Source organism: Pelagibius sp. Alg239-R121 (assembly GCF_947331435.1).
Lineage (GTDB): Bacteria > Pseudomonadota > Alphaproteobacteria > Kiloniellales > Kiloniellaceae > Denitrobaculum.
This window is the reverse complement of sequence record NZ_CAMZOF010000002.1, coordinates 399,094-421,826: the sequence shown is the minus strand read 5'-3', so window position 1 is coordinate 421,826 and position 22,733 is coordinate 399,094. Positions and strand designations below refer to the sequence as shown.

General features: G+C 59.8%; 21 protein-coding genes and 1 riboswitch. Of the genes, 2 read left to right on the top strand and 19 right to left on the bottom strand.

From position 1 onward, the window contains the following. Positions 1 to 15: 15 nt before the first annotated feature. Positions 16 to 1,098 carry a C4-dicarboxylate TRAP transporter substrate-binding protein gene (locus tag QMZ18_RS09180; protein ID WP_282605979.1) on the bottom strand — a complete coding sequence of 361 codons (1,083 nt, stop codon included), beginning with the start codon at positions 1,096 to 1,098 and terminating at the stop codon, positions 16 to 18. Positions 1,099 to 1,722: 624 nt separating this feature from the next. Here QMZ18_RS09180 and QMZ18_RS09175 point away from each other — a divergent pair. Together QMZ18_RS09175 and QMZ18_RS09170 are read left to right on the top strand one after the other, a co-directional pair. Further along, positions 1,723 to 3,252, top strand: coding sequence for a class I adenylate-forming enzyme family protein (locus QMZ18_RS09175; protein ID WP_282605978.1), 1,530 nt, complete (start codon positions 1,723 to 1,725; stop codon positions 3,250 to 3,252). A 51-nt stretch (positions 3,253 to 3,303) separates the two neighbouring features. Next, positions 3,304 to 4,506, top strand: coding sequence for a 3-oxoadipyl-CoA thiolase (locus QMZ18_RS09170; protein ID WP_282605977.1), 1,203 nt, complete (start codon positions 3,304 to 3,306; stop codon positions 4,504 to 4,506). Between the two features lie 33 nt (positions 4,507 to 4,539). On the opposite strand, the gene QMZ18_RS09165 is transcribed toward QMZ18_RS09170, so the two are convergent. The 18 genes from QMZ18_RS09165 to QMZ18_RS09080 all read right to left on the bottom strand — a co-directional run bounded on the left by QMZ18_RS09165 (position 4,540) and on the right by QMZ18_RS09080 (position 22,708). Continuing rightward, on the bottom strand, positions 4,540 to 5,619 hold the full coding sequence (locus QMZ18_RS09165) for a ribonuclease T2 (protein ID WP_282605976.1): 1,080 nt from the start codon (positions 5,617 to 5,619) through the stop codon (positions 4,540 to 4,542). A 546-nt stretch (positions 5,620 to 6,165) separates the two neighbouring features. Beyond that, a complete protein-coding gene (locus QMZ18_RS09160) occupies positions 6,166 to 6,867 on the bottom strand; it encodes a DUF1287 domain-containing protein (RefSeq protein WP_282605975.1) in 702 nt (233 codons plus the stop codon). Positions 6,868 to 6,934: 67 nt separating this feature from the next. After that, a complete protein-coding gene (locus tag QMZ18_RS09155; protein WP_282605974.1) occupies positions 6,935 to 7,942 on the bottom strand; it encodes a nitronate monooxygenase family protein in 1,008 nt (335 codons plus the stop codon). 18 nt (positions 7,943 to 7,960) lie between these two features. Continuing rightward, positions 7,961 to 8,761, bottom strand: coding sequence for an oxepin-CoA hydrolase, alternative type (locus tag QMZ18_RS09150; protein ID WP_282605973.1), 801 nt, complete (start codon positions 8,759 to 8,761; stop codon positions 7,961 to 7,963). Between the two features lie 9 nt (positions 8,762 to 8,770). Then, complete coding sequence (locus QMZ18_RS09145; RefSeq protein ID WP_282605972.1) at positions 8,771 to 9,202, bottom strand: PaaI family thioesterase; 432 nt, start codon at positions 9,200 to 9,202, stop codon at positions 8,771 to 8,773. 11 nt (positions 9,203 to 9,213) lie between these two features. Beyond that, complete coding sequence (locus QMZ18_RS09140; protein WP_282605971.1) at positions 9,214 to 10,350, bottom strand: acyl-CoA dehydrogenase family protein; 1,137 nt, start codon at positions 10,348 to 10,350, stop codon at positions 9,214 to 9,216. Between the two features lie 15 nt (positions 10,351 to 10,365). Further along, complete coding sequence (locus tag QMZ18_RS09135) at positions 10,366 to 11,562, bottom strand: acyl-CoA dehydrogenase family protein (RefSeq protein WP_282605970.1); 1,197 nt, start codon at positions 11,560 to 11,562, stop codon at positions 10,366 to 10,368. A 16-nt stretch (positions 11,563 to 11,578) separates the two neighbouring features. After that, a complete protein-coding gene (locus QMZ18_RS09130) occupies positions 11,579 to 13,690 on the bottom strand; it encodes a 3-hydroxyacyl-CoA dehydrogenase NAD-binding domain-containing protein (protein ID WP_282605969.1) in 2,112 nt (703 codons plus the stop codon). Between the two features lie 234 nt (positions 13,691 to 13,924). Further along, complete coding sequence (locus tag QMZ18_RS09125) at positions 13,925 to 14,752, bottom strand: IclR family transcriptional regulator (RefSeq protein ID WP_282605968.1); 828 nt, start codon at positions 14,750 to 14,752, stop codon at positions 13,925 to 13,927. An 81-nt stretch (positions 14,753 to 14,833) separates the two neighbouring features. Beyond that, complete coding sequence (locus QMZ18_RS09120; protein ID WP_322097176.1) at positions 14,834 to 15,442, bottom strand: thiamine phosphate synthase; 609 nt, start codon at positions 15,440 to 15,442, stop codon at positions 14,834 to 14,836. Continuing rightward, positions 15,442 to 16,221: a thiazole synthase gene (locus QMZ18_RS09115; RefSeq protein ID WP_282605967.1), complete on the bottom strand. Its 780-nt coding sequence runs from the start codon at positions 16,219 to 16,221 to the stop codon at positions 15,442 to 15,444. The genes QMZ18_RS09120 and QMZ18_RS09115 overlap by 1 nt, the downstream gene beginning before the upstream one ends. 4 nt (positions 16,222 to 16,225) lie before the next feature. Further along, the gene (gene thiS / locus QMZ18_RS09110; RefSeq protein WP_282605966.1) at positions 16,226 to 16,423 is read right to left on the bottom strand and encodes a sulfur carrier protein ThiS; all 198 of its coding nucleotides are present in this window, start codon (positions 16,421 to 16,423) and stop codon (positions 16,226 to 16,228) included. Then, positions 16,420 to 17,454, bottom strand: coding sequence for an FAD-dependent oxidoreductase (locus QMZ18_RS09105; RefSeq protein WP_282605965.1), 1,035 nt, complete (start codon positions 17,452 to 17,454; stop codon positions 16,420 to 16,422). The genes thiS and QMZ18_RS09105 overlap by 4 nt, the downstream gene beginning before the upstream one ends. Next, the gene (thiC, locus tag QMZ18_RS09100) at positions 17,441 to 19,327 is read right to left on the bottom strand and encodes a phosphomethylpyrimidine synthase ThiC (protein ID WP_282605964.1); all 1,887 of its coding nucleotides are present in this window, start codon (positions 19,325 to 19,327) and stop codon (positions 17,441 to 17,443) included. Before thiC ends, QMZ18_RS09105 begins: the two co-directional genes overlap by 14 nt. Before the next feature lie 75 nt (positions 19,328 to 19,402). Beyond that, positions 19,403 to 19,517, bottom strand: a riboswitch (TPP riboswitch). Positions 19,518 to 19,575: 58 nt separating this feature from the next. Next, on the bottom strand, positions 19,576 to 20,202 hold the full coding sequence (locus QMZ18_RS09095) for a LysE family translocator (RefSeq protein ID WP_282605963.1): 627 nt from the start codon (positions 20,200 to 20,202) through the stop codon (positions 19,576 to 19,578). Positions 20,203 to 20,255: 53 nt separating this feature from the next. Beyond that, entirely contained in the window at positions 20,256 to 21,227 is a 972-nt protein-coding gene (locus QMZ18_RS09090) for a Gfo/Idh/MocA family protein (RefSeq protein ID WP_282605962.1), read from the bottom strand. A gap of 26 nt (positions 21,228 to 21,253) precedes the next feature. Then, entirely contained in the window at positions 21,254 to 22,300 is a 1,047-nt protein-coding gene (mgrA, locus tag QMZ18_RS09085; protein ID WP_282605961.1) for an L-glyceraldehyde 3-phosphate reductase, read from the bottom strand. Between the two features lie 138 nt (positions 22,301 to 22,438). Further along, positions 22,439 to 22,708 (bottom strand): hypothetical protein, encoded by a 270-nt coding sequence (locus QMZ18_RS09080; protein ID WP_282605960.1) that lies wholly within the window; start codon positions 22,706 to 22,708, stop codon positions 22,439 to 22,441. Between the last annotated feature and the right edge of the window lie 25 nt (positions 22,709 to 22,733).

Here is a 22,733-nt window from a genome sequence, read left to right as displayed (position 1 = left end):
TTGGATTAAGAGAAGTCAGCGTGCCCAGGGATAGCCTTTTTCATCGCGTTCCGTCTGGTATTTCGCGATCAGGCCTTGATACTCTGCCAGAACCGCGTCGCCCGGCATGCCGTTGTCGTTTGCCTTACTGACCCACTCCGACACGTACTTCTTGCTGGCTTCGAGAAGCTTCGCGCGCTCTGAAGCTTCCAGGCGGATGATTTCGACCTTACGGCCATCAATGCCGTCCGTGAAGGCCTTCTCAGCAGCAGTGTTCGCCTTCTCAAGCATTGCGCCGTAGTGATCCGCGAACTCGCCCGAAACTTCCCGCAGAACCGCACGTTGCGAGTCCGAGAGGGCGGCGAGGCTGTCCTTGTTGCCGAACATCACAAAGGCGCCGATCTGGCCCCAGTCGAATATCGTCAGACTGTCAGAGACTTCATACTGTTTCAGAGCCCGGATGGCGTAGGTGTAGCCCTGTGAGCAGTCGATCAGGCCGGTATCCAGTCCCTGATAGGCTTTGTAGATGCTCATCCGTACCATATTGGCACCGAAGTCCTTGAAGACCTTGCCGTAGGCGCCGATGCCACGAACCTTTTTGCCTTTGATGTCTTCGACGGTCCGGATCGCATCACCCTTACAGGCGATCTGGACGGCTGAGGTCGAAAACGCCGCTACGAAGCCGACGTTCTGCTTGTCGAACGAGGCTTTCAGAGCTTCGTTTTTCAAAGCAATATCATAGGTTGCCCGCATGCCGACCCAGCCGTCGGGATTGCCGAGCGGCAGGTCTGCGACCGCAAGGGCATGCATCTGCTTGGGGACATAGGCGGCAATGACCGAGCCCATATCGGCAACGCCGTCACCGATGCCTTTCAACGCCGACTTGGCGTCGAACAATGCCCCGCCCCATTGGAATTCGATCTTCAAATCACCGTTCGAGCGCTTTGCGATCTCATCGGCAAACCAGTTGAGCGCTTTGGCGCGCGCGCCGCGGTTTGGCGATGCCTCTGCATAGGTGAGAACCGTTTCGGCACGCACAGCCACGCCCGTCGTCAGTACGGCTGCACCAGCCACAGCTGCCGCTGTCGCGGCACCTGCGAATTTTGTCCATAAGCTCATTGCGTTCCTCCGCCTTGATGTTTCCTGTCTGCCGGTTTCTTCGAACCGTGTTGCCGGGTGCAGTCTTGTTCCTCGTTGCCGATGATGAGAAACACACCCTCTAACCATACGAATGAAGCCCCGATTCGCGCTTTTCACCGGTTTGGCGGTTCACGGTCAGGCTCTCGTCTTTTTCCACGAAGTTGAAGCCTGTCCCACAGTGATTCACCGTGAAGTGATCAGGATCGCAGGTTTCCAACCTCATCAGCGCCCCAAGAGGCGTTAGTGCCTCGCAACGGTCGCTTAGTTTCAATTCCAACATGCGGAATATAATTCTGCATGTTGACCGAGATGCTACCGCATGATTTTCTGTTGAGCAATCGGCAATCATAATTCCACTCTGTTGCCGCTGATATTCACGGAGTCTGATCGTTCTTCACGAAATCGGCGCATCACGTGAATCAGCTTCCGCGTTAATTGAGTGTACGGCTTTCATCGCCCATTGCACTATGTGCTTGGAGCATTGCAGCCTAAAGACGACAGGAAACAGAATGTCATGTGGCTTTGGGCGAATTTGGCTCGTCCGTAGTTTCGTATTGAGATGTGAAGATAGGAGCGGCAAAGGTTTTGAAGGGCGAGGTCTCCATGCGGCGGATCCATGAAATGCTCGATCTCTGGCTGGAAGAACGGCCGGAGGCGCAGGCCTGCATCGACTTTGATGGCCGGTCGCTTACCTTCAGAGCATTTTCTGACGCCGTGGCACAGGCGGCCGGTCTGCTCCAAAGTGCCGGTGTGCGAGCGGGTGATCGAGTTACGCTGGTCTCCGAGAACTCGGTAGCGTCCGCCGCGGTGATACTTGCCTGCAGCCGGCTCGACGCCTGGGTGAATCCCTTGAACGCGCGCATGACCGAAAGCGAGATCAAACGTATCGTTGCCCACTGCAAGCCTCGGGTTATGATCTTTACCCACAAGTCGTCGGATGCAGCGGCCCGGCATGCGGCCACCTTTTCTGCAAGCGAGTCTGACAAAGCCGCCTTTGGCCAGGTCATGCTGTCCAGCTTTCCCGAGGTTGAAGCAGAGCCGGTTTTCGCAGCGCCCGAGGAACAGGTTGCGGCCCTTCTCTACACGACAGGTACCACGGGCGATCCCAAAGGCGTCATGCTGAGCCACCGGAATCTGCTTTACATGGCCGAGGCCTCTAAAAACGTTCGAGGCCTGCTCGCCGGTGAGTATCTTTATTGTGTCCTGCCGATGACCCACGTTTTCGCGTTCGCCTCGGCTTTTCTCGCATCGATCCGTGCCGGAGCCTTAATTCGCTATGTGCCGCGTTTCGTGCCAGCGGACGTGCTCGCCGCCTATGCTGAGGGTGTCTCGGTGATGCAGGGTGTGCCTGCTATGTATGCGCAAATTCTGAAATACTGTGCCGATCACGATATCACTGACCTCGAGGCGCCGAAGCTGCGCTACCTCTCGGCGGGCGGTGCCCCGCTGGATGTCGATTGGAAGCGTAAGATCGAGGATTTTTTCGGCCTCACTCTGCACAATGGCTATGGGATGACCGAGACCTCGCCTGGAATTTCCGCGACGGTTCCCGGGCATGAGCGCAGCGACGATAGCGCAGGACCGCCTTTGCCCGGTCTCGATGTTCGCCTGATGCCGCCGCCGGGGCAAAGCGAGTTGCGCGATGGCGTCGGCGAGATCGTGGTCAAAGGGCCCAATGTCATGATGGGTTACTACAAGAACCCGCAGGCGACCGCCGAGGTGATCGATGCCGATGGTTATCTCCACACCGGTGACTTGGGGCGGTTCGACGAGACCGGCTGGATCTATGTGGTTGGACGCTGTAAGGAACTGATCATCCGTTCCGGCTTCAACGTCTATCCGCCCGAAGTCGAAACGGCATTGAACAGCTTTCCCGGCGTCGTGCAGTCCGCCGTTGTTGGCGAGCGCATGAAAGACGGCAATGAAGACGTGATTGCCTTCGTCGAGATTCGCAAGGCCGCGGGCGTGACCGAAGAGGCCCTGCGCCGCCATGTGAAGGATCGCCTCGCCCCTTACAAGGTGCCGTCGCGCATGATCCTGACCGACAGATTGCCTGCAGCCGGCACCGGCAAAATTCTCAAACACAAACTGATCGATTTTTTTGCCCGACCTGATGGGGAAATGGCAACCTGAATCGACTCGTGACCTGCTCTCAACCCTAAAGAAAGCCTGGAATTTCTGACAATGCTCGATGCTTACATTTACGATGGATTGCGCACTCCCTTCGGTCGCCATAGCGGCGTTCTCGCTCCGGTAAGACCAGATGATTTGCTTGGACACGTCATGCGTCAGGTCGTCGAGCGTGCGCCATTCGCCAAAGAAGATTATGAAGACGTTGTCATCGGTTGCGTCTGTCAGTCCGGCGAAGACAGTCGCAATGTCGGGCGTTTTGCCGGTCTGTTGGCGGGACTACCTGTCGAGACCGGTGGTTTGACGGTCAACCGGCTCTGCGGGTCGGGCATGTCGGCGGTGCTCGATGTGGCACGCTCGATTACAGTAAAGGAAGCTGATCTTTACATCGCCGGCGGGACCGAGAGCATGACCCGGGCGCCGTTAGTGATGGGTAAGTCGGCCACACCTTATCAGCGTACCTTTGAGATGTATGACAGTGCGATCGGCAGCCGTTTTCCTAACCCCAAAATTGCCGCGGACTTCGGCGTAGAGTCCATGCCAGAGACCGCCGATAACATCGACAAGGACTTCGATATCGGCCGTGAAGCCTCCGATGCCTTCGCTTTCGGCTCGCAGCAAAAATACGAAGCGGCCCGGGCAGACGGCTTTTTCGAAGAGGAAATCTGCGAGACCGAAGTGCCGCAGGGCCGCAAGAAACCGTCTTTGAGTGTCACGGCTGACGAGCACCCGCGGCCGGAAGCGACGCTGGAGAAGATGAATTCACTGCGGCCGTTGTTCGATGGAGGTGTGGTTACGGCGGCCAATGCCTCGGGCATCAATGACGGCGCGGGCGCGCTGATCATGGGATCGCGTGCCGCCGGCGAGAAAGCGGGGGCCGCGCCTAGAGGCCGCGTTATTGCCGGTGCGATCGCCGGTGTGCCGCCGCGCATCATGGGAGTCGGGCCGGCTTACGCCATTCCAAAGGCTCTGGCGCGCGCCGGACTCGAGATGAAGGACATGGACGTCATCGAGATCAACGAGGCATTCGCGACCCAGGTGCTCGGCTGCTGTAAGATCCTTGGTCTAGACGGTGACGATCCGCGCCTCAATCCCAACGGAGGCGCAATCGCGGTGGGCCATCCGCTCGGTGCCTCAGGTGCACGCATTGTCCTGACGGGCTTGCGCCAATTGGAACGCACCGGGGGCCGTTATGCCTTGCTGTCCATGTGCATAGGTGCAGGACAGGGCATCGCCATGGTGATCGAACGGGTCTAAAGCTCAATGCAGAGACCTAGAGATCCGATCGGTTTATTGCAGGCCGACCGGGTCGACGATGCCGTCGTTGCAGCCGGGCGATGTTTTGTCCCCGGCGCCGATGGCGGCTGCAAGGTCTGCGTCTTCGCCGAGCGGTCCGGCCAGGTGGATTTTTAGTTCGGTGATGAGACGGCGGCCGCCATCGTTCTTGCAGGTCACCTGCACGCGCTGACTGCTGCCTGCTCCGAACGACTTCTCAAAAGCCTCATGAATGTCGCTCGTTGAGATGTTCTGACCCACGTTTGCAGCAAAGAGCGACTTAACATCGGAGTTGTTGAGTTGCTCCATCACCCTCAGAGAATCCCGATAGTAGGTTTCCGGTTTTTCCGAATAACAGGTGCCGTGCTTCACCCACTCATGGCGGTGGAGAAAAGACGCGGTGCCGGGCATAACCTTATTCAGTTCTGTACGCGTGCCGGCAGTGAGGTCGAGAAGGGGAAGCCGGTCCCAGCGACGATCCTTGTCGTCCCTCTTCATGCCTGAATCGACGTCGCAATAGACATTGTCGCGTGGCTGCGGCCAGAGGCCGTGAAGGGTGAAGTTCGAAGCATCGAAGCGTTCCTCATGTTGGCTGCGGCATTCCTTTTTGTCGGGACGGGTTTCACAGAAGGCTGGCTGCCAGGACACGGCAAGCAAAAGAGCCGTCTTGCGTGGCGGAACTTCGCGATCGTCATCGTTGCCGTCCCCACCATCCCCGCCTTTGCCGTCGCCACCTTCGCCGTCCCCGTCTTTACCATCATTGTCATCGTCACCGCCCGTAGGGACGTCGGTTCCTGGGTCGTCGAGTTCGGCGCGGACGACATGGATACCACAGGAGACCTTGACCCATCGGTCGGCCTTGCTTTCCGGATCGAGCCTGATCTGATAGTGGGTGGCCTCTGCCTTGTTCTTGCCAAGCATCCGGTAGGCCCGGTCCAACTCCAGCTGTTCCCCGGTCGAAGCGCGCAGGCTTCTCGTGGCGATGCAGGCTTCCTCCGCAATCAGCCATCCTTCCTCTTTGACGAAGGCCGAAGCTTCGCTGGAAACGCTCAGGGAAAAGATTGCGAGGAGTGCATGGGGCGAAAAGCGTTTCATCGGGCCTCTCCGAAACGGTCGTAAATTCAGATGAGTCAGTAGAAGTTTATCACATTTCATACGTATGCGTATAAAAATCGTAATCTCAGCGGTATTTCATCGCAATTTCTCTGGGTTTTGGATTTCGCGCAGGGGTCACGCTGCGAACAAACACTCTGTCTCAACTTATGCCAAAGAAGGTAACAATGAAGAAGGAAATCAACAAAGTAGGAAGGCAAGAGGCGATGCCAACAATCTCAATCCTAACAGAACGGCATGCGCTGTTGAACGCGACTCTTCTCCTGTAGTCAGGCCAAATAAACAAGGACGAGACGCCGGGGAAAATGAAGAATACAAGTAGAAAGAAGTCAATAGCGTCAGAAGGGTCGGTAAGGTCGATTTTCGATCCGAGCGCGACAATCAACGCTATCACACCAGCGTAAAGCAATGATGTCATCGTGATGACGATTGACAGTAGATAGCAACGAAACAGCAGCGTGCTTGGCAGTTGGTACGTTGCCATGAAAAACGCGTTCCTTCGTACGGCGGGTCTTGTCGACGGTCAGTTCAGGACTCCACCGCTGGCGGCGGGAAGCGGAAGTGGCCGATGATGCGGTTGGCGAAAAGCTGGTCGTTGCGGCGGGTGCCCAAGCCACTGTTGTGGATGATCAGCGGGCGCTTGCCGTCGCGGCTGGCGCGGTCGCTGACGATGGCAATGTGGGTCCGGGCGCGGGGAAAGAGATAAGCGACCACGTCGCCGGGCAGATAGTCCGAAGGTGTCTTTGAGTTCGCAAGCGAGGCACCCTGGCGGCTGAAGTAGGTGACCAGGTTCGGCACCCGGCGGTGATCGATGTTGGGATCGGGTTTCTTTAGTTTCCAGAGTTTCGGATAAGCGGCGAAATCGCGGCGCATGTCTTCGTGCACGGCGCGCTGCAGATCCAAGGCGAAGGCATCGCGGTAGGCACGCACGATTACGTCCGTGCAGACGCCGCGCTCAATTGGAATGTCGCCACTGGGGTAGGAAATTCGAACGTAGGCGGGATCGTATCGGACAGTCTTGCCAATCTGGCTCTCCGCCGCCGTAACAAGTTTGGCTGCCCAGCCGTCCGGCGTCATGTAGGGTTCCGGTGGACCGAGAACCGCTTGTTCGAGTTCCGCTTGCAGCACCGGTGCCGCGCGTCCAATGCGGTTTCGTTCCAGATAGGCCCAGCCCGATACCGCAGCGAAGCCCAATCCGGCAGCTAAGAAGCTGCGCCGTTTGATCGTCATGGAATGGGAGTGTCGGCAGGAACTGTGACTTAACTGTGATCGCTTTTGGGCAAGCTTGGGTAAATGCTTAGCTTGCGCTGATCGCGTTCAGGCGCTGGCTCGCCCGAACCATCTCCTGTTCGAACCGTCGCACGATGTCGGCGAGCGGTTCGATGGCATCGGCGAAGACCACCGATTGTCCAACCGACAAAAGTCCGCGGGCGCAGTCGCCGGTCTCGTAGGCCTGCCGTCCAATCTTGCCGGAGACGTAGGGGATCAGATCCTGGATCGTGACCTCTTCCTGCTCCGCCTCGATCCGGGCGACGATCTCGGTGGTCTCGTTGCGCAGGGCGCGCACTGTGTTGCGCACCGACTGCATGATCATGGTGGTGTCGCGTTCATTGGCTTCAATCAGACGGTTTTTATAGCCGTCGTGCGCCCAGATCTCCTTGGCAATGGTAAAGCGCGTGCCGACCACAACACCCGCCGCGCCCATGGCCAGGGCAGCGATGACCTGCGAACCCGTGCCTACGCCACCGCCAATTAAGTAGGGAATCTGGATCTGTTCGTCGGCCATGGCGCTTTGTACGAAGCTGCCGATGACGTCCAGGCCCGGGTGGCCACCGCATTCTGCGCCGACGATGGAGACCGCGTCCACACCGACCGACTGTGCCTTGGCGGCGTAGCGGACCGCCGGCACCTTGTGCAGGATCACGATTCCGGCTTCTTTCAAGGGCGGCAGGTAAGGCTCGGGATTACGTCCTGAAGTCTCTACGAAGCGCACACCCTCTTCGACGATTAGTGCGAAGATCTCGTTGGTCCGCTCACCCTGAACCAGTTTCGGCAGCATCGAAACGTTAACGCCGAAGGGCGCTCCGTCGCAGAGGTCGCGGCACTTGCGGATCTCGTCCCGCAGGCTCGCGATGTCGGGGAAGCTGGCGGCGGTGATAAAGCCGATGATTCCGGCGCGGCCGGCGGCCGAGACATAGTCGGCGTTGGCAAGCCATTGCAGGCCGCCGGCGACGACCGGCAGGCGGATGCCGAAGAGTTCCGTGGCGGTGGTCTTGTAGGCGAGGGGCACAGAATTATCCAACACGGTTTTTATCCAACATGCTTATGCGTCTCCAACCTCATCGTCCGTTGCCGGACGAAAGTTGGCTTTGCGTTTCTCCAGAAAGGCGGCGATGCCCTCGGCCCCTTCCGGCGTGCCGAATGATGCCGCCATGGATTGGGCCTCAAGATCGAGTTGGGTTTCGAGGTCGTTGGTGGCGCCTGCGTCGACCAGGGATTTGATGCGCGCCATGGATTGGCCCGGGCCGCTGGCCAGACGATGAGCGATCTCCTCTGCCGCGTCCAGGGCTTCGCCAGCTTCGACGATCCGATTGATCATGCCGAGGTCGTGGAGCCGCTGCACATTGACCCTGTCACCGGTCAGGCAGAGTTCGTTGACCAGCTGGCGCGGCAGGCTGCGCGCGAGAAAGGCGGTGGCGCCGCCATCCGGCGTGAGGCCGATCTTGACGTAGGCCACCGAGAAGTAGGCGTCTTTGGCCGCAACGATCATATCGCAGGCCAACGCCATCGAGACACCGGCTCCGGCGGCCCCACCCTCGATCGCGGCGACGATGGGCTTGGGGCAGGCACGCATCGCGGAGATCATGCCGTGCAGCTTATCGATGCCCTGGCGGCGCTCTGCTTCGTTCATGCTCGTGCGCGCCTTGAGACCCGCAACATTTCCACCGGAGCAAAAGAAGTTTCCGGCGCCGGTCAAGACAATGGCGGCAACGGAGGGATCGTCGTGTGCTGTTTCCAGCAATTCGCGAAAGCCGCTGTAGAAGTCCGGCGTAAGGGCGTTGCGTGTTTCCGGCGCGCTGTTGATAACGACCAGGACTGCGCCTTCTTTTTTCGTCTCGATCATGAGGGCTTTCTAATTCGACCGCTTGAAGACGCCGGTCGCCGTGGCGATGAGGCGGTTGTCTTCGTCCCGGACTTCCGCTTCTGAAAAGAGCGTCTTGTAGCCGCCGCCTGTCACGCGAGCGATGGCGCGGATCGTTCCTTCGGCGACCGGCGCGATAAAGTTTGTAGTCAGGGACATGGTGACAAAGGGGATACCGGCATCCTCGGCGGCATGGCGGCTGCAGGCATAGCCGCAGGCGGAATCCATCACGGTTACGATGATGCCTCCGTGCAGGACGTCGCGTCGATTCCTGTGTTGCGGCCCGATGGTCAGAAACACCTCCGAACGCTCGGGATACACCCGCGCCATGTAGCCCATGGATTTTTGGGCTCCGGTGTCGTTCTGGAAAATCAGCGCGCCGTCGTCGTCGCGGCGGCCGTGGCTTGCGGTTTCGTTGGTCATTGCGTTGCGCTTTAAGAAGCCTGGGACAGCGCAGCGAAGCGCTCCAAGTGATGGTCCGCATCACCAAAGAGATGATCGATCATGGTGAGGCGCTTGGCGAAGTGCGGCAGGGCGTACTCCCAGGTCATTCCGATGCCGCCGTGCATCTGGATGGACTCTTCGGCCACCAGGCGCGCTGTACGGCCGACCAGATTCTTAGCTGCACTGAGAGCCGCTTCGCGAGCAGCACGATCTTCGTTCATGCGTCCCGCGGCCAGGATCGTCGCAGAGCGGGCCTGTTCGATCTCCAGGCACATCTCGACCATACGATGCTGCAGGACCTGGAATTTGCCGAGCGGCGCTCCGAACTGTTTACGGGTCTGGAGATACTCCAGAGTCATGTCTTTTGCGGTTTCCATGGCGCCCAGGGCTTCGGCACACGCGGCCAGAATGCCGCGCCCGACGGCGCGCTCAATGACGGGGAAGGCCTCGCCGACCGTGCCGACCATGTCTTCGTCCGAAACCTCGACGCTATCGAGTGTGATCTCTGCCGCCCGGCCTCCGTCAACCGTTGCGTAGCCGCGACCGGACAGCCCCTTGGCATCTGCATCTATGAGGAAAAGCGTCAAGCCGCTTTCCGCGTCATCGGCACCGGAGGTCCGCGCCGAGACGATGATTTTGTCAGCCGTGTCGCCATTGAGCACGACCGCTTTTTGCCCAGAGAGGAACCAGCCGTTGCCAGTCTTCTCCGCACGGCAACGGACTTCCGACAGACTGTAGCGGCTTTCCGGTTCGCCGTGGGCGAAGGCGAGCAATCGTTCGCCCGCGATGACACTTTCCAGCAGCGATCTTTGCGTCTCCGACCCGGCGTCGGCCAGGATCCCGGCGCCAAGCACGGCGGTGGGCAGAACCGGTTCGACCACGATGGCTCGGCCCAACTCCTCCATCACCGTCATGATGTCGAAGCCCTCGCCGCCAAAACCACCGACCTCTTCCGGCAGCATGGCACCAATCAGGCCGAGTTCCGCCATCTGAGCCCAGAGTTCCCGGCTGAAACCCTCCTCGGACCCGGCGATCTCGTTGCGGGTTTCGAAGCCGTAGCGGTCCTGCAGAAAACGCGAGAGGCTTTCCTTCAGCATGCGGCGGTCGTCAGACAGATTAAAGTCCATGGTCCGTCTGTTCCTCTACAAGCCCAGCATCATCTTCGCGACGATGTTCTTTTGAATTTCGTTCGATCCGCCGTAGATCGAAACCTTGCGCATGTTGAAGTACTGCGAGGCGACCGGATTGGCCTCATCAGGCCCGATCGGCGGTTCGTTATAGCCCGCGTCCAAAGCCTCCGGTACGAAGGGTGCGGCGTAGGGGCCGAGCGCGCGGCGCAGCAGGTCGGTAATCTCCTGGCGGATCTCCGTGCCCTTGATCTTCAACATCGAGCTTTCGACACCGGGCACGCCGCCGTGCTGGGCCGCCGAAACAATGCGCAGGTTGAAGGTTTCCATGGCCATGAGGTCGATCTCGACCTGCGCGACACGGGTGGCAAAGAGCGGATCTTGCGCCAGGGGTTTTCCGCCCTTCATCTGGCGTGACGCAACCTGTTTCAGGTGAGCGAGACCGCTCTTGGCAAAGGCCACACCCGCGATACCCGTGCGCTCGTAGGTCAGCAGGTACTTGGCATAGGTCCAGCCTTTGTTCTCCTCGCCGACAAGATTACCCACCGGTACGCGCACGTCCTCGAAAAAGACCTCGTTGACCTCATGCTCGCCGTCCAGGGTAATGATTGGTTGCACCGTAATGCCGGGAGTCTTCATGTCGATCAGCAGAAAGGAAATACCTTCCTGCGGCTTGCAGTCGCTGTCGGTGCGCACCAGGCAGAAGATCCAGTCGGCGAAGTGCCCTAATGTGGTCCAGGTCTTCTGACCATTGACCACATAGTGATCGCCATCGCGTACAGCCTTGGTCTTCAGCGACGCGAGATCGGAACCGGAGCCGGGCTCTGAATAACCCTGACACCACCAGTCGTCACCGTTGAGGATTCGCGGCAGGTAGTGGGACCGCTGTTCGTCACTGCCGAACTTGATCAGGACCGGCCCCAGCATGTTAAGGCCGAAGGGCACCACTCTGGGCGCACCGGCAGCGACGCACTCTTCCTCAAAGATGTGTTTTTCGATCGGTGTCCAACCGGTGCCGCCGTGCTCGGCCGGCCAGTGCCAGGCCAGCCAGCCGCGTTTTTTCAGGCGGTCGTGCCAGAGCTCGTAGTCGGCCTTGCCCAGGCGCTTACCACCCTTGACCTTAGCGGCCAACGCGTCCGGCAGCCGGTCTGCTAGAAAGCTGCGGGCCTCGTTGCGGAAGATTACCTCCTCGGGCGTGAAGTTCATATCCATGACGCTTCGCCTTTCCCTAAGCGGACTGATTCAGGCTCTCGAAGTTCTCGCCGCGCTCGACCAAGTCGACCAACAGTTTGGCGGGTTGCCAGGCGAAGGCATCCTCTTCGGCGTAGCCACGGATGTCGGCGAGGATCTGATCGAGACCGACCATGTCGGCATATTTCATGGGGCCGCCGCGCCAGCGCGGAAAGCCGTAGCCGTAGAGCAGGGTGACGTCGATATCCAGCGGGCGCAGGGCGATGCCTTCCTCCAGCACCTTGGCGGCTTCGTTGATCATGGCGGCCAGATAGCGGCGCTGGATCTGTTCCGGCGACAAGGCTTTCGCTTCGATACCCTTCTTGCGGCGTTCCTCGATCACGATGTTTTCGACCACCGGATCCTTCGCGCCACGCCGGTCGCCGTCGCTGTAGAGATACCAGCCTGCGCCTGATTTCTGGCCCATACGGCCGGCTTCGTAGAGCCGGTCAGCAACTTCCACGTAACGTTCCCGTGGATCGCGGGTTGCATCCAGGCGGCGGCGGGTCATCCAGCCGATGTCGACGCCTGCCAGATCGCTGACCTGGAAAGGGCCCATGGGAAAGCCGAAGGCGCGGATGGCCTCATCGACTTCGTAGGGGCTGGCGCCATCTTCGACCATATAGTCGATCTGCTTGCGGTAGGTGGCCAGTATGCGGTTGCCGATAAAGCCATCGCAGACCCCGGCGCGCACGCCGATCTTGCCCAGGCGCTTTGCCAATGCAAAGCCAGTCGCGACAACCTCGGGCGCGGTCTGATCGCCAACCACGATTTCCAGCAGCTTCATGACGTGTGCGGGCGAAAAGAAATGCAGTCCGATCACGTCCTCGGGGCGCGAGGTTCCGGCCGCAAGGGCATTGACGTCAAGATAGGAGGTGTTGGTCGCGAGGATGGCTCCGGGTTTCAGGACGGCATCAAGTTCCGCGAAGACCGCCTTCTTGACTTCCATATCCTCGAAGACCGCTTCGACAACGATCTCGACATCTGACAGCGCGCCATACTCCACAGAACCGGCGAAGCTCTCCGCCATGACGGCAGCTTTGCTGTCCTCCGTCAGCTTGCCGCGCTTTACTGAGGCATCCAGGATTTTGTCGACGGTTGCCAGACCACGCGCGAGGCTTTCTTCGTCCCGTTCGATCATCATCACGGTCAGGCCGGACAGCAGCATGGAGACGGCGATTCCGGCGCCCATGGTTCCGCCACCTACGACACCGGCGGACATCAGTGGCCGCCGTGCCGCGCCCTTCAGGCCGGGGACCTTGCCGACTTGCCGCTCGACAAAGAAGGCGTGAATCAGGCCGGCACGCTGCGGTGAATCAAGGCATTCACGGAACAGTTCCCGCTCGCGCGTGATGCCATCGTCGAAGGGCAACTCGATTGCGGCCTGAATTGCATCGACGATCTTGTGGGGCGAGAAGAGGCCGCGGGCCGTCTTTTGCAGTTTGGCCCGCGCTTCATCGAAGACTTCGGTCTTGCCCCGATCGGAGAGGATTTCGTCCTCCAGGTCACGGACCCGGCGGAGAGGATAGGCGCCGTCCACCACCTGGCGGGCAAAGGCTAAGCCTGCTTCCATCGGTGTTTTGGCGCCGCTGACCTGGTCGATCAGGCCGAGTTCCAGCGCCTTGTCGGCGGCCACGAAGTCGCCCGAGAGAATCATCTGCAACGCTTTCGCTGCGCCGATCAGCCGTGGCGTGCGCTGGGTGCCGCCGGCGCCAGGCAGGATGCCGAGTTTGACCTCGGGCAAACCGACTTTCGCGTCTGCGAGGGCAACCCGGTAATGGCAACCGAGTGCGACCTCGAAACCGCCACCCAGAGCCGTCCCGTGCAGGGCAGCGATGATCGGCTTCGGACTGGCGTCCATTTCTACGATAACGTCGGGGAGGGAAGGCGGCTGCGGCGGCTTGCCGAACTCGCGGATATCGGCACCGGCGATAAATGTTCTGTCGGCACCGAGAATCAGAATCGCATGGATTGCGTCGTCGCCGACGGCTTCGGCGAGCCGTTCCGAGAGGCCTTGCCGAACGGCCTGGCCCAGTGCATTGACCGGGGGATTGTCCACCACGATGGCTGCGATATCTCCGTGGCGTTCAAGACGCACCACTTCACTCATTCCGATCTCCCGGCTTCTGCTGCATTGCTGTTTTCAGCTGTTATTCTAAAGCAAGTGCCCGGCGTCTTCGACGCCTTTCGGACATGACGATCAGACGCCTAACAAGCGTTTGCCCGAAGGATAACGATCAAGTTTCTTAATTCCAACATTTAAAATATAATTCCGCATATCGGAATTCGACGAAATCGAATTTAGATGCTTGATCATCTTGATTGAGGACAAATTTGTGCGGTCTTACCTTGCCGCTATCTGCCCCGTCATCGATTCCAAGTCGCCGATTCTGCGCCGTAGGAGGGGACCGACTTCCGTCAGTATCCTCTGTTCCGACAGGTTTTCCTGCAGCGCGCCGCAGTTGAAGACGAAGGCCTGCGAGGCCTCGTGGCTGCGGAACGGCACGGCGACTGCGTTGATGGTCTCCACCCAGCTGCCGATCGAAGGCATAAAGCCGAGGGAGAAGAACTGCCGCCGGGACTCCTTGACGATCCCGTCGAAGGCTGCACCGGTCAACTCGCCGGAGGTCTCGAAGTCCCGGCGCAGCTCGCGCAGTTCCAGTTCCGATGCCGAGGCCAGGAAACAGCGTCCCGAAGCCGTCTTGTCGATGGGGATCTTGCGTCCGACTTCAAGCCAAATGGTCGCCACGTTGCGCGGCCGCCAGCAGTGGGCGTAGAGCATGGAAAGGTTATCGCGGACGGTAAAAGCCACCAGCGTGCCGGTTTCGTCAGCCAATTCCTGCATAATCGGTTGAGCGGCTTCCAGAAATGACAGATTGACCCGCGCAATGTTGCCAAGCGCCAACACGGCCGGGCCCAGGCGATACTTTTCGATCGAGCGAAGATGATCGAGATATCCAAGTTGAGACAGCGTGTAGGTCATGCGCGAAACCGTCGACTTGGGGAGTCCCGTGCGTTCCGCCAGATCCTGGTTGCCGAGCGGGCCGTCAGAGGTGCGAAAGGCGCGCAGAACGCTCAAACCACGGGCGAGTGTCGTGGCGAAGCGGCGGTCCGGACCTGAGGTCTCATCGCCCTTATCGTCAGTGCCGCCTGATTTTTCTGTCGGATTCACGCCCGTACCTTCGTCCCTGTCATGAAACCGGACTACAGCAGAAACCCCACGCGGGTCAAATAATCCAAAGGGAGGGAACGATCACCCTGTTCGGCGCGCAGTGGTTAGTTCCAACCATTCTGTAAGGCGATTCTCGGGGTTTTCGGCCAGTAAGACATCGGTGACCGCTGAGATAACGTCTGCGCCGGCATCGTAGACGGCGGGCGCGCGTTCGACGGTCATGCCCCCGATAGCAACGAGCGGTATCGTTCCGACCTTTTCTTTCCAGCCGGTGACTTTCTCAACGCCCTGTGGCGCCCATTTCATAGCCTTCAGGATGGTGTGGTAGACCGGCCCGAGCGCCACATAGTCGGGTGCCAGATCAAGGGCGCGGAGCAGTTCGCTGTCATCATGGGTGCTGACGCCCAGGCGCAGGCCGCCGGCGCGAATCGCCGCCACATCAGCGTCGTCCAGATCCTCCTGACCCAGATGCACGAAGTCGCAGCCCAGGTCCAAGGCCAGGCGCCAGTAGTCGTTGACGACCAGTTGGCAGCCCGCTTCGGCGCAGACGGCCTTGGCGTCCCTGATCTGGGCACGTAGCTCCGCTTCCGGTTGATCCTTGATGCGTAATTGAACCAGCTTCAGTCCGAGCGGCAGAAAACGCGGCAACCACTTGGCGTCGTCGATAATGAGATAAAAGGGATCGAGCATCAGCTGTTCCAAAAAGGCGTTCCCGCAACGGGTGTGGATGGGGCCGCCATGTCGCGGGCCTCTATGGGATCGGCCTCGAAAGCAGTTCGCCCCGCCGCGATGGCGGCGGCGAAAGCCCCGGCCATGGCCGGTGGATTACCGGCTTTGGCGACGGCGGTGTTGAGCAGGATGGCGTCGTAGCCCAATTCCATGGCCTGGGCCGCATGGGAGGGCAGGCCGATGCCCGCATCGACGATCAGAGGGATCTTCGGAAAATGCGCGCGCAGGCTGCGCAGGCCATAGAGGTTGTTGAGCCCCCGGCCACTGCCGATCGGTGCACCCCAGGGCATCAAAACTTCGCAGCCTGCGGCCAGTAGTTTTTCGGCGACCACAAGATCTTCGGTGGTGTAGGGAAAGACCTCGAAGCCCTCCGCGCAGAGGATGCGTGCGGCCTCAACCAGACCGAAGACGTCCGGCTGCAGCGTGTCGTCTTCGCCGATGACCTCCAGCTTCACCCAGGGCGTGTCGAAGAGTTCGCGCGCCATTTGCGCGGTGGTGACGGCTTCCTTGACGGTCTTGCAGCCGGCTGTGTTCGGCAGGACTTTGGCGCCGGAATCCTTAATCAGCGACCAGAAAGCCTGACCGGCGCGTTCGGTACCCGACTCTCGGCGCAGTGAAACCGTGGCAATCTCCGCGCCTGAGGCCTTAAGGGACTCCAGCATGATCGCGGGAGAAGGGTAGAGCGAAGTGCCAAGTAGCAGCCGTGAAGTGACCGATATCCCATAAAGTTCGAGGCTCATGTCCTCAACCGCCCTTCATTGGCGCGATCACTTCGATCTGATCGTGTTCGGAAACGGCCATCTCCAGGCGCCGGCCTTTGGGCGCGAACTCGCCGTTGAGGGCGGTGGCCACGACTGCTCCGTCGTATTCCAGTTCGCTCAAGAGCTCGGCGAGCGTGGCAGCCGTGGTCTCGTGCGGCTTGCCGTTAACCGTGACCCTCATTCGTAGTCTCCTTTGGTGCCGATATCCTCCGGCACCCTCCCTTCAAGCACAAAATCGGCTGCCCGGCGCGCCACGGCGGGTGCGGCCAGATAGCCATGCCGGTACATCCCATTTACACGGATCGTCCGCCCATCTCTGCGAATCCGCGGCAGATTATCTGGAAAGGCGGGACGCGCGTCGACACCGATTTCGATAATTTCCGCTTCGCCGAAGGCCGGATGCAGCGCATAGGCAGCCGACAGCAGCTCCAGCATCGAGCGAACCGTCGGACGAACTCGTTCTTCGCTTTCTATCATGGTCGCCCCGACCATGAACAGGCCTCCGTCGCGCGGCACGATGTAGAGCGGAATACGTGGGTGCAGCAAACGGACTGGCCGGCTGAGGGTGACTTCTTCGGTCTTGAGCAGCAGCATCTCGCCCTTGACTCCGCGCAGATCCGGCAGCTTGTCGCGCGCCGCTAGGCCCCGGCAGTCGATCCGCCAATCCGCCTCCGGATCCGACGCCAGATGACCGTCCGTCAGGGTTTCCTCGAATCGAAAGGAAACACCGAGAGATTTCAGGCGCTCGACCAAGGCTGGAAGGACTTCGCGTGGATCGAAATGGGATTCTTCCGGGAAGAAAAGACCGGTAGCGAAGCGTTCGACAAGGTCCGGCTCCAGCGCGGCAATGCGGGTGGAATCAGCGGTTTCCCAACCTTCTGTGACCCGTCCGAAGCGCTTCAGATCGGGCGTATCGCGCGCCGCGGCAACCACGAGCGTTCCGTTCTTGGCGGGCTTCGGATCAAGCCGGTCCCAGAAGGCCATGCTCTCATTGCCCAACACCCCGATGATCGGTTCAGCGGATTCCATCTCACAACCGGGCGCAAGCATTCCGCCGGCCCACCAGGAACAGCAGCTTTCGTCCGGCCCTTTGCTACCTGCGACAAGGGTTACGGCGCAACCGCGTTCCGCAAAGGTCAGGGCACAGGTCAGGCCGACGACCCCCGAGCCGACGACTTCGACTCGGGGGGAGGAGGATTCAGAGTTCGGCATTGGACTCCTTTTCCGCAACTTGCGCGTCGATGTAGAGATTACCGCCAAGGCGTTTGAAGGTTTCGCTCATCTGGGCCATGCCCCGCTCTTTGTAGTCCATGGGTTCTTCGTCGTTCAGACGGTCGGCGAAATCCCGGACCTCCTGACTGATTTTCATGGAACAAAATTTGGGACCGCACATGGAGCAGAAATGCGCGACCTTATGGGCTTCCTTGGGCAGGGTTTCGTCGTGGAACCGTTGCGAGGTCTCAGGGTCCAACGAGAGATTGAACTGATCCTGCCAGCGGAAATCGAAGCGGGCCTTGGAGACGGCGTCATCGCGGATCTGCGCGCCGGGATGGCCCTTGGCGAGATCCGCGGCATGGGCGGCGATCTTGTAGGTAATAACGCCGACCTTCACGTCGTCCCGGTTGGGCAACCCCAGATGCTCCTTGGGTGTGACGTAGCAGAGCATGGCGCAGCCGAACCAGCCGATCATGGCGGCCCCGATGCCCGAGGTGATGTGATCGTAACCCGGTGCGATGTCGGTGGTCAGCGGACCAAGGGTATAGAAGGGGGCCTCGCCGCACTCGCGCAGTTGCTTATCCATGTTGATCTTGATTTTGTGCATGGGCACGTGACCGGGGCCTTCGATCATCACCTGACAGCCTTTGTCCCAGGCAATTTTGGTCAACTCGCCCAAGGTTTCCAGCTCGGCGAACTGGGCCCGGTCGTTGGCGTCGGCGATGGAGCCTGGCCGCATGCCGTCTCCCAGCGAGAAGGAAACGTCGTACTTGTTGCAGATGTCGCAGATGTCGGCGAAGTGCTCGTAGAGGAAGCTTTCCTTGTGATGGAACAGGCACCACTTGGCCATGATCGAACCACCGCGTGAGACAATGCCGGTCACGCGTTCGGCTGCCAGATGCACGTAGCCCAGACGCACGCCCGCGTGGATGGTGAAGTAGTCGACGCCCTGTTCGGCCTGTTCGATCAGGGTGTCGCGGAAGACCTCCCAGGTTAGATTCTCCGCCACGCCGTTGACTTTCTCCAGAGCCTGATAGATCGGTACCGTGCCAATGGGCACCGGAGAATTGCGGATGATCCATTCGCGGGTGTTGTGAATATTCCGGCCGGTGGAGAGATCCATGACCGTATCTGCGCCCCATCGGATCGCCCAGACCATCTTCTCGACTTCTTCTTCAACTGAGGAGGTCACCGCCGAATTGCCGATGTTGGCGTTGATTTTCACCAGAAAATTCCGGCCGATGATCATCGGTTCCAGTTCCGGGTGGTTGATATTGGCCGGGATGATCGCGCGCCCGGCGGCGATCTCGCTGCGCACGAATTCCGGCGTGATGAATTCGGGAACCTCGGCGCCGAAGCTCTCGCCGTTCTTTAGGGTTTCGGTGGCGTCGGGGAGCGCCTGTTTGCGGCCCATGTTCTCGCGCTCGGCGACGTAGACCATCTCCTCGGTAATGATTCCGGCTCGCGCGGCCTGGAACTGGGTCAGGGGCTTGCCGCCCTTGCCGCGCAGCGGGCGATTACGGATCGGGAAAGCGCGGGCGAGATGGTCGCCGCTGACGTTCCCGTTGTCTTCGGGCCGAATATCGCGGCCTTCATAGGCTTCGACGTCGCGGTCGTTCGTCCAGTAAAGCCGGTGGCGAGGCAGGCCCTGCTCGACGTCGACCTCGACGCCCGGGTCGCTGTAGGGACCCGAGGTGTCATAGACCCGCACAGGCGCTTCCGCCGGATCGCTCAGTGCGATTTCCCGGAAGGGCACGCTCAGGTCCGGTTTGGCATCGGGATGGGTGTGAATCTTGGTGGATGCCGGCAGGGGGCCGGTCGTTACGCGGGGGGCTGCAGTGGTGGATTCAGAAAAGGTCGTTTCAGTCACGAAAAATCTCCCGGAGAAAAGGCGAGTGAAAAGACCCGGGGAAAGCTCTGGGAGATTGTGGGTATGTATTTATCTGTAACATTGAGACTCCACTCCCTTCGCCGGCATGACCCGGATCAGGTTCTAAGAGTCCGACGCGGCGTCAGCGTCATCTCAGTCCTTTGCCAAAAGGACACCCCTAGGAATAGTCAAAGCGATATCACGCACACCCGCGTAGTACCAGTATTTTATTGGGTTTTAGTAGCCTTTTAGCGGCGATCAAAGGCCAGCTTCGCCGCCAAACCCAAAAAGATGGAGCAGGTCACCCAGCGGTAGGCGGTCGTCAAGGCGGCGCTTGATGTCAGGGTGCGGCCGATGCTTCCCGAAAAGGCGCCGACAGCGCAGTTTATGACCGTCCCACCCACATTGAGGATCGCGCCTAGGATCAGGAATTGTAGCATCGTCGAGCCCCGGGCCGGATCAACGAACTGCGGGACGAAGGCGAGAACGAAGATTGCCACCTTGGGGTTGAGGAGGTTCACAAGTGCTCCGTCGCGCCAGGCGACGAAGATGGTTCCCGATCCGACCTGCGCTGCAGACAGTGTGGCGTTGCGGTTCCAAACCGCCTGGATGGCTAGCCAAACGAGATAAGCCACACCGGCCCATCGTACGATTTCAAAGGCGAAGGGATAAGCGGCGAGCAGGGCGGCCAGTCCGAAGGCAGCGAGCAGTATATGGATCAAGGAGCCCGAAGCGACGCCAAAACTCGCGGCGATCCCGGCGCGGGGACCGGACTTCAGTCCCTGTCCAAGGCAAAACAGCATATCGCTGCCTGGGGTTAGATTGAGTGCCAGGGCGGCAGGGATGAAGATTACAAGCTGTGCCAAGTCGATCATCTATCCAGACCTCGCCGTTTGCGGATGCGGAAGCTTCGAATCAGGATGGTGTTTTAGCCGGTTTTGTCGAACAAGATGCCCTCGATCTTCTCCTGAACGCTGAGGGCCTCCTGCGGCGTCGCCAGCAGGTGCGGTTCTCGACGCAGGCAGTTGTCGAGTTCGTTCAACTGGCGCTGCAGACTGTCCCGGCGCGGGTCGGCAGGGCGTTGCAGGACTTCGGCGAAGGTCTCGCCCTCGGAGGACCAGAGTTGATAGAACTCGGAGATCCGATAGCTGCGCAGAGCTCCTTTTATCGTGACCTCCTGTCTGTCCGGTTGCGCGCCACCGACCGATCCCAGGATCGTAACCGGCACGCCGTGCGCATTCTCCAGCCGTGCCAGCACGTGGGTCTCGCAGAGCTCTGCGTCAGCCGGATAGCTGGGTTGGGCTGCGACCAGTGTCGTTGGACCGATCACCCGCTCGCTGAAGAACAGGAAATGCGAGATGACCTCGCGCGTGAAGCCGCCTTCGGCTCGAAAGCGGAGCCAGTCGGCATCGACCTGCCATGCACGCGGCCAGGCGGGGTAGGTGACGACGATGTCGACCCCCTTCAACTCTCCCATCTCACCGGCTTTTGACGCCCGCTGTACTTCCGAGAGCGCGCGGCCGGCTGCCTGCGTGAAGTTGACCGCGGCCGGTACCATCGCCTGCTCCAGACGCAGCACCAGATCGCGGCTTTCCACGATGTCGATGCCAAGGGGCTTTTCCAGGAACACGGCCTTTCCCGCTGCCGCTGCCGTCAGGGCGTAGCTTTTGCGCGGCACAGGGGGACAGGCGAGGTAGATCACGTCGCCTGCCGCAATGGCCTCTTCCGCCGACGCGCTAATCGGCACCTCGGGCGCTTCCGACCTTGCCTTGTTACAGGCGTCTTCGGAAGGGTCCCATAGTGCAACCGGTTCGAAGGCTTCATGAGCCTGCAGACTGGTGAGCAGACGCCGCCCCATGATGCCAAGGCCGATTACCGCGATTTTGTGTTTGGAGGTCATTATCTCTTCCTGATTTGTACCGAACCCTACTTCCTTGCGGGGCCTTTGCGTTCTGCCGAGGCTGCCCAGAGATTGACGCCGCCTTCGACGGCGTAGCGGTCAATCTCGGCCAATTCTTCGGCTGAGAAATCTAGATTGTCCAGAGCTTCGACGGAATTGCGCACCTGTTCCGGTCGGCTCGCACCGATCAGGGCTGTGGTGACCCGGCTGCCGCGCAATGCCCAGGCGATTGCCATCTGCGCCAGGCTCTGCCCACGCCTTTGAGCGATCTCGTTGAGCGCGCGAATACGGTTCAGATTGTCTTCCGTCAGGAAGGACTGCCTGAGGGCGCCGCCTTGGGCAGCGCGGCTATCCTCGGGAACGCCGTTCAGATACTTGTCACTCAACATGCCCTGGGCCAACGGCGAGAAGATGATCGAGCCAATACCTTCTTCGTCCAGTGTATCGAGCAGACCGTCTTCCTCGATCCACCGGTTGATCATGGAATAGCTCGGTTGATGGATCAGACAGGGCGTGCCCAGTTCGCGGAGGATTTTTGCTGCCTCGCGGGTGCGTTGGGCGTTGTAGGAGGAGATGCCGACGTAAAGTGCCTTACCCTGGCGCACAGCCGTATCCAGTGCACCCATGGTTTCTTCCAAGGGCGTGTTGGGATCGAAACGGTGGGAGTAGAAGATATCAACGTAGTCGAGGCCCATCCGCTGGAGGCTCTGGTCCAGGCTGGCCAACACGTACTTGCGGCTACCCCATTCGCCGTAGGGGCCGGGCCACATGAGATAACCTGCCTTGGATGAGATTACCATTTCGTCCCGGTGACCCGCGAAGTCGGTCTGCAGCATATCGCCAAAATTGGATTCAGCCGAACCGGGGGGCGGGCCGTAGTTGTTGGCGAGATCGAAATGGGTGATGCCCAGATCAAAGGCCGTACGGCAGATCTCTAGAGCATTGTCGCGTGGTGCGTTGTCACCGAAGTTGTGCCACAAGCCGAGCGAGATCGCTGGAAGCTGAAGGCCGCTTCTGCCGCAACGATTGTAGATCATCTTTTCGTAGCGGTTTTCGGCAGGAAGATAGCTCATGGTTGTTTTCTCCTATGAGCGTCTCAGGGAAAGACGCGCGTTTCTGTCGTACCTGTTTCGACCCGAAGGGTTCGACCCGGCTGTTTCGAACCGACGGCTTTGCTCGGTGTCCTGTAGCGCTTGGCCTCGAGTTTTTTCTCAGTGGCTGCGAAACCCGCGAATGAGCCCGTTGTTCCAAAAGTTAGGTGGCGATTCACGTTCTTGATCATCTCGTTCAATAACGATCACATTCTTGAGCAGAAGCCAATCACGGCCGCATGCCGAATTTGCGCCGGTTCCGGCGTCGTACCTATCGATGCGCTGTTCGAGATTGTTCATACGGCCGACGTTTGTGCGCCAGCATATCTGACTGCTTTTTCGCTCAATTTCTTGAACGGCTGTTCCAATAACATAATCGAAGCGGGACATCCCTTCAGAAATCCGTGAAGGCTCA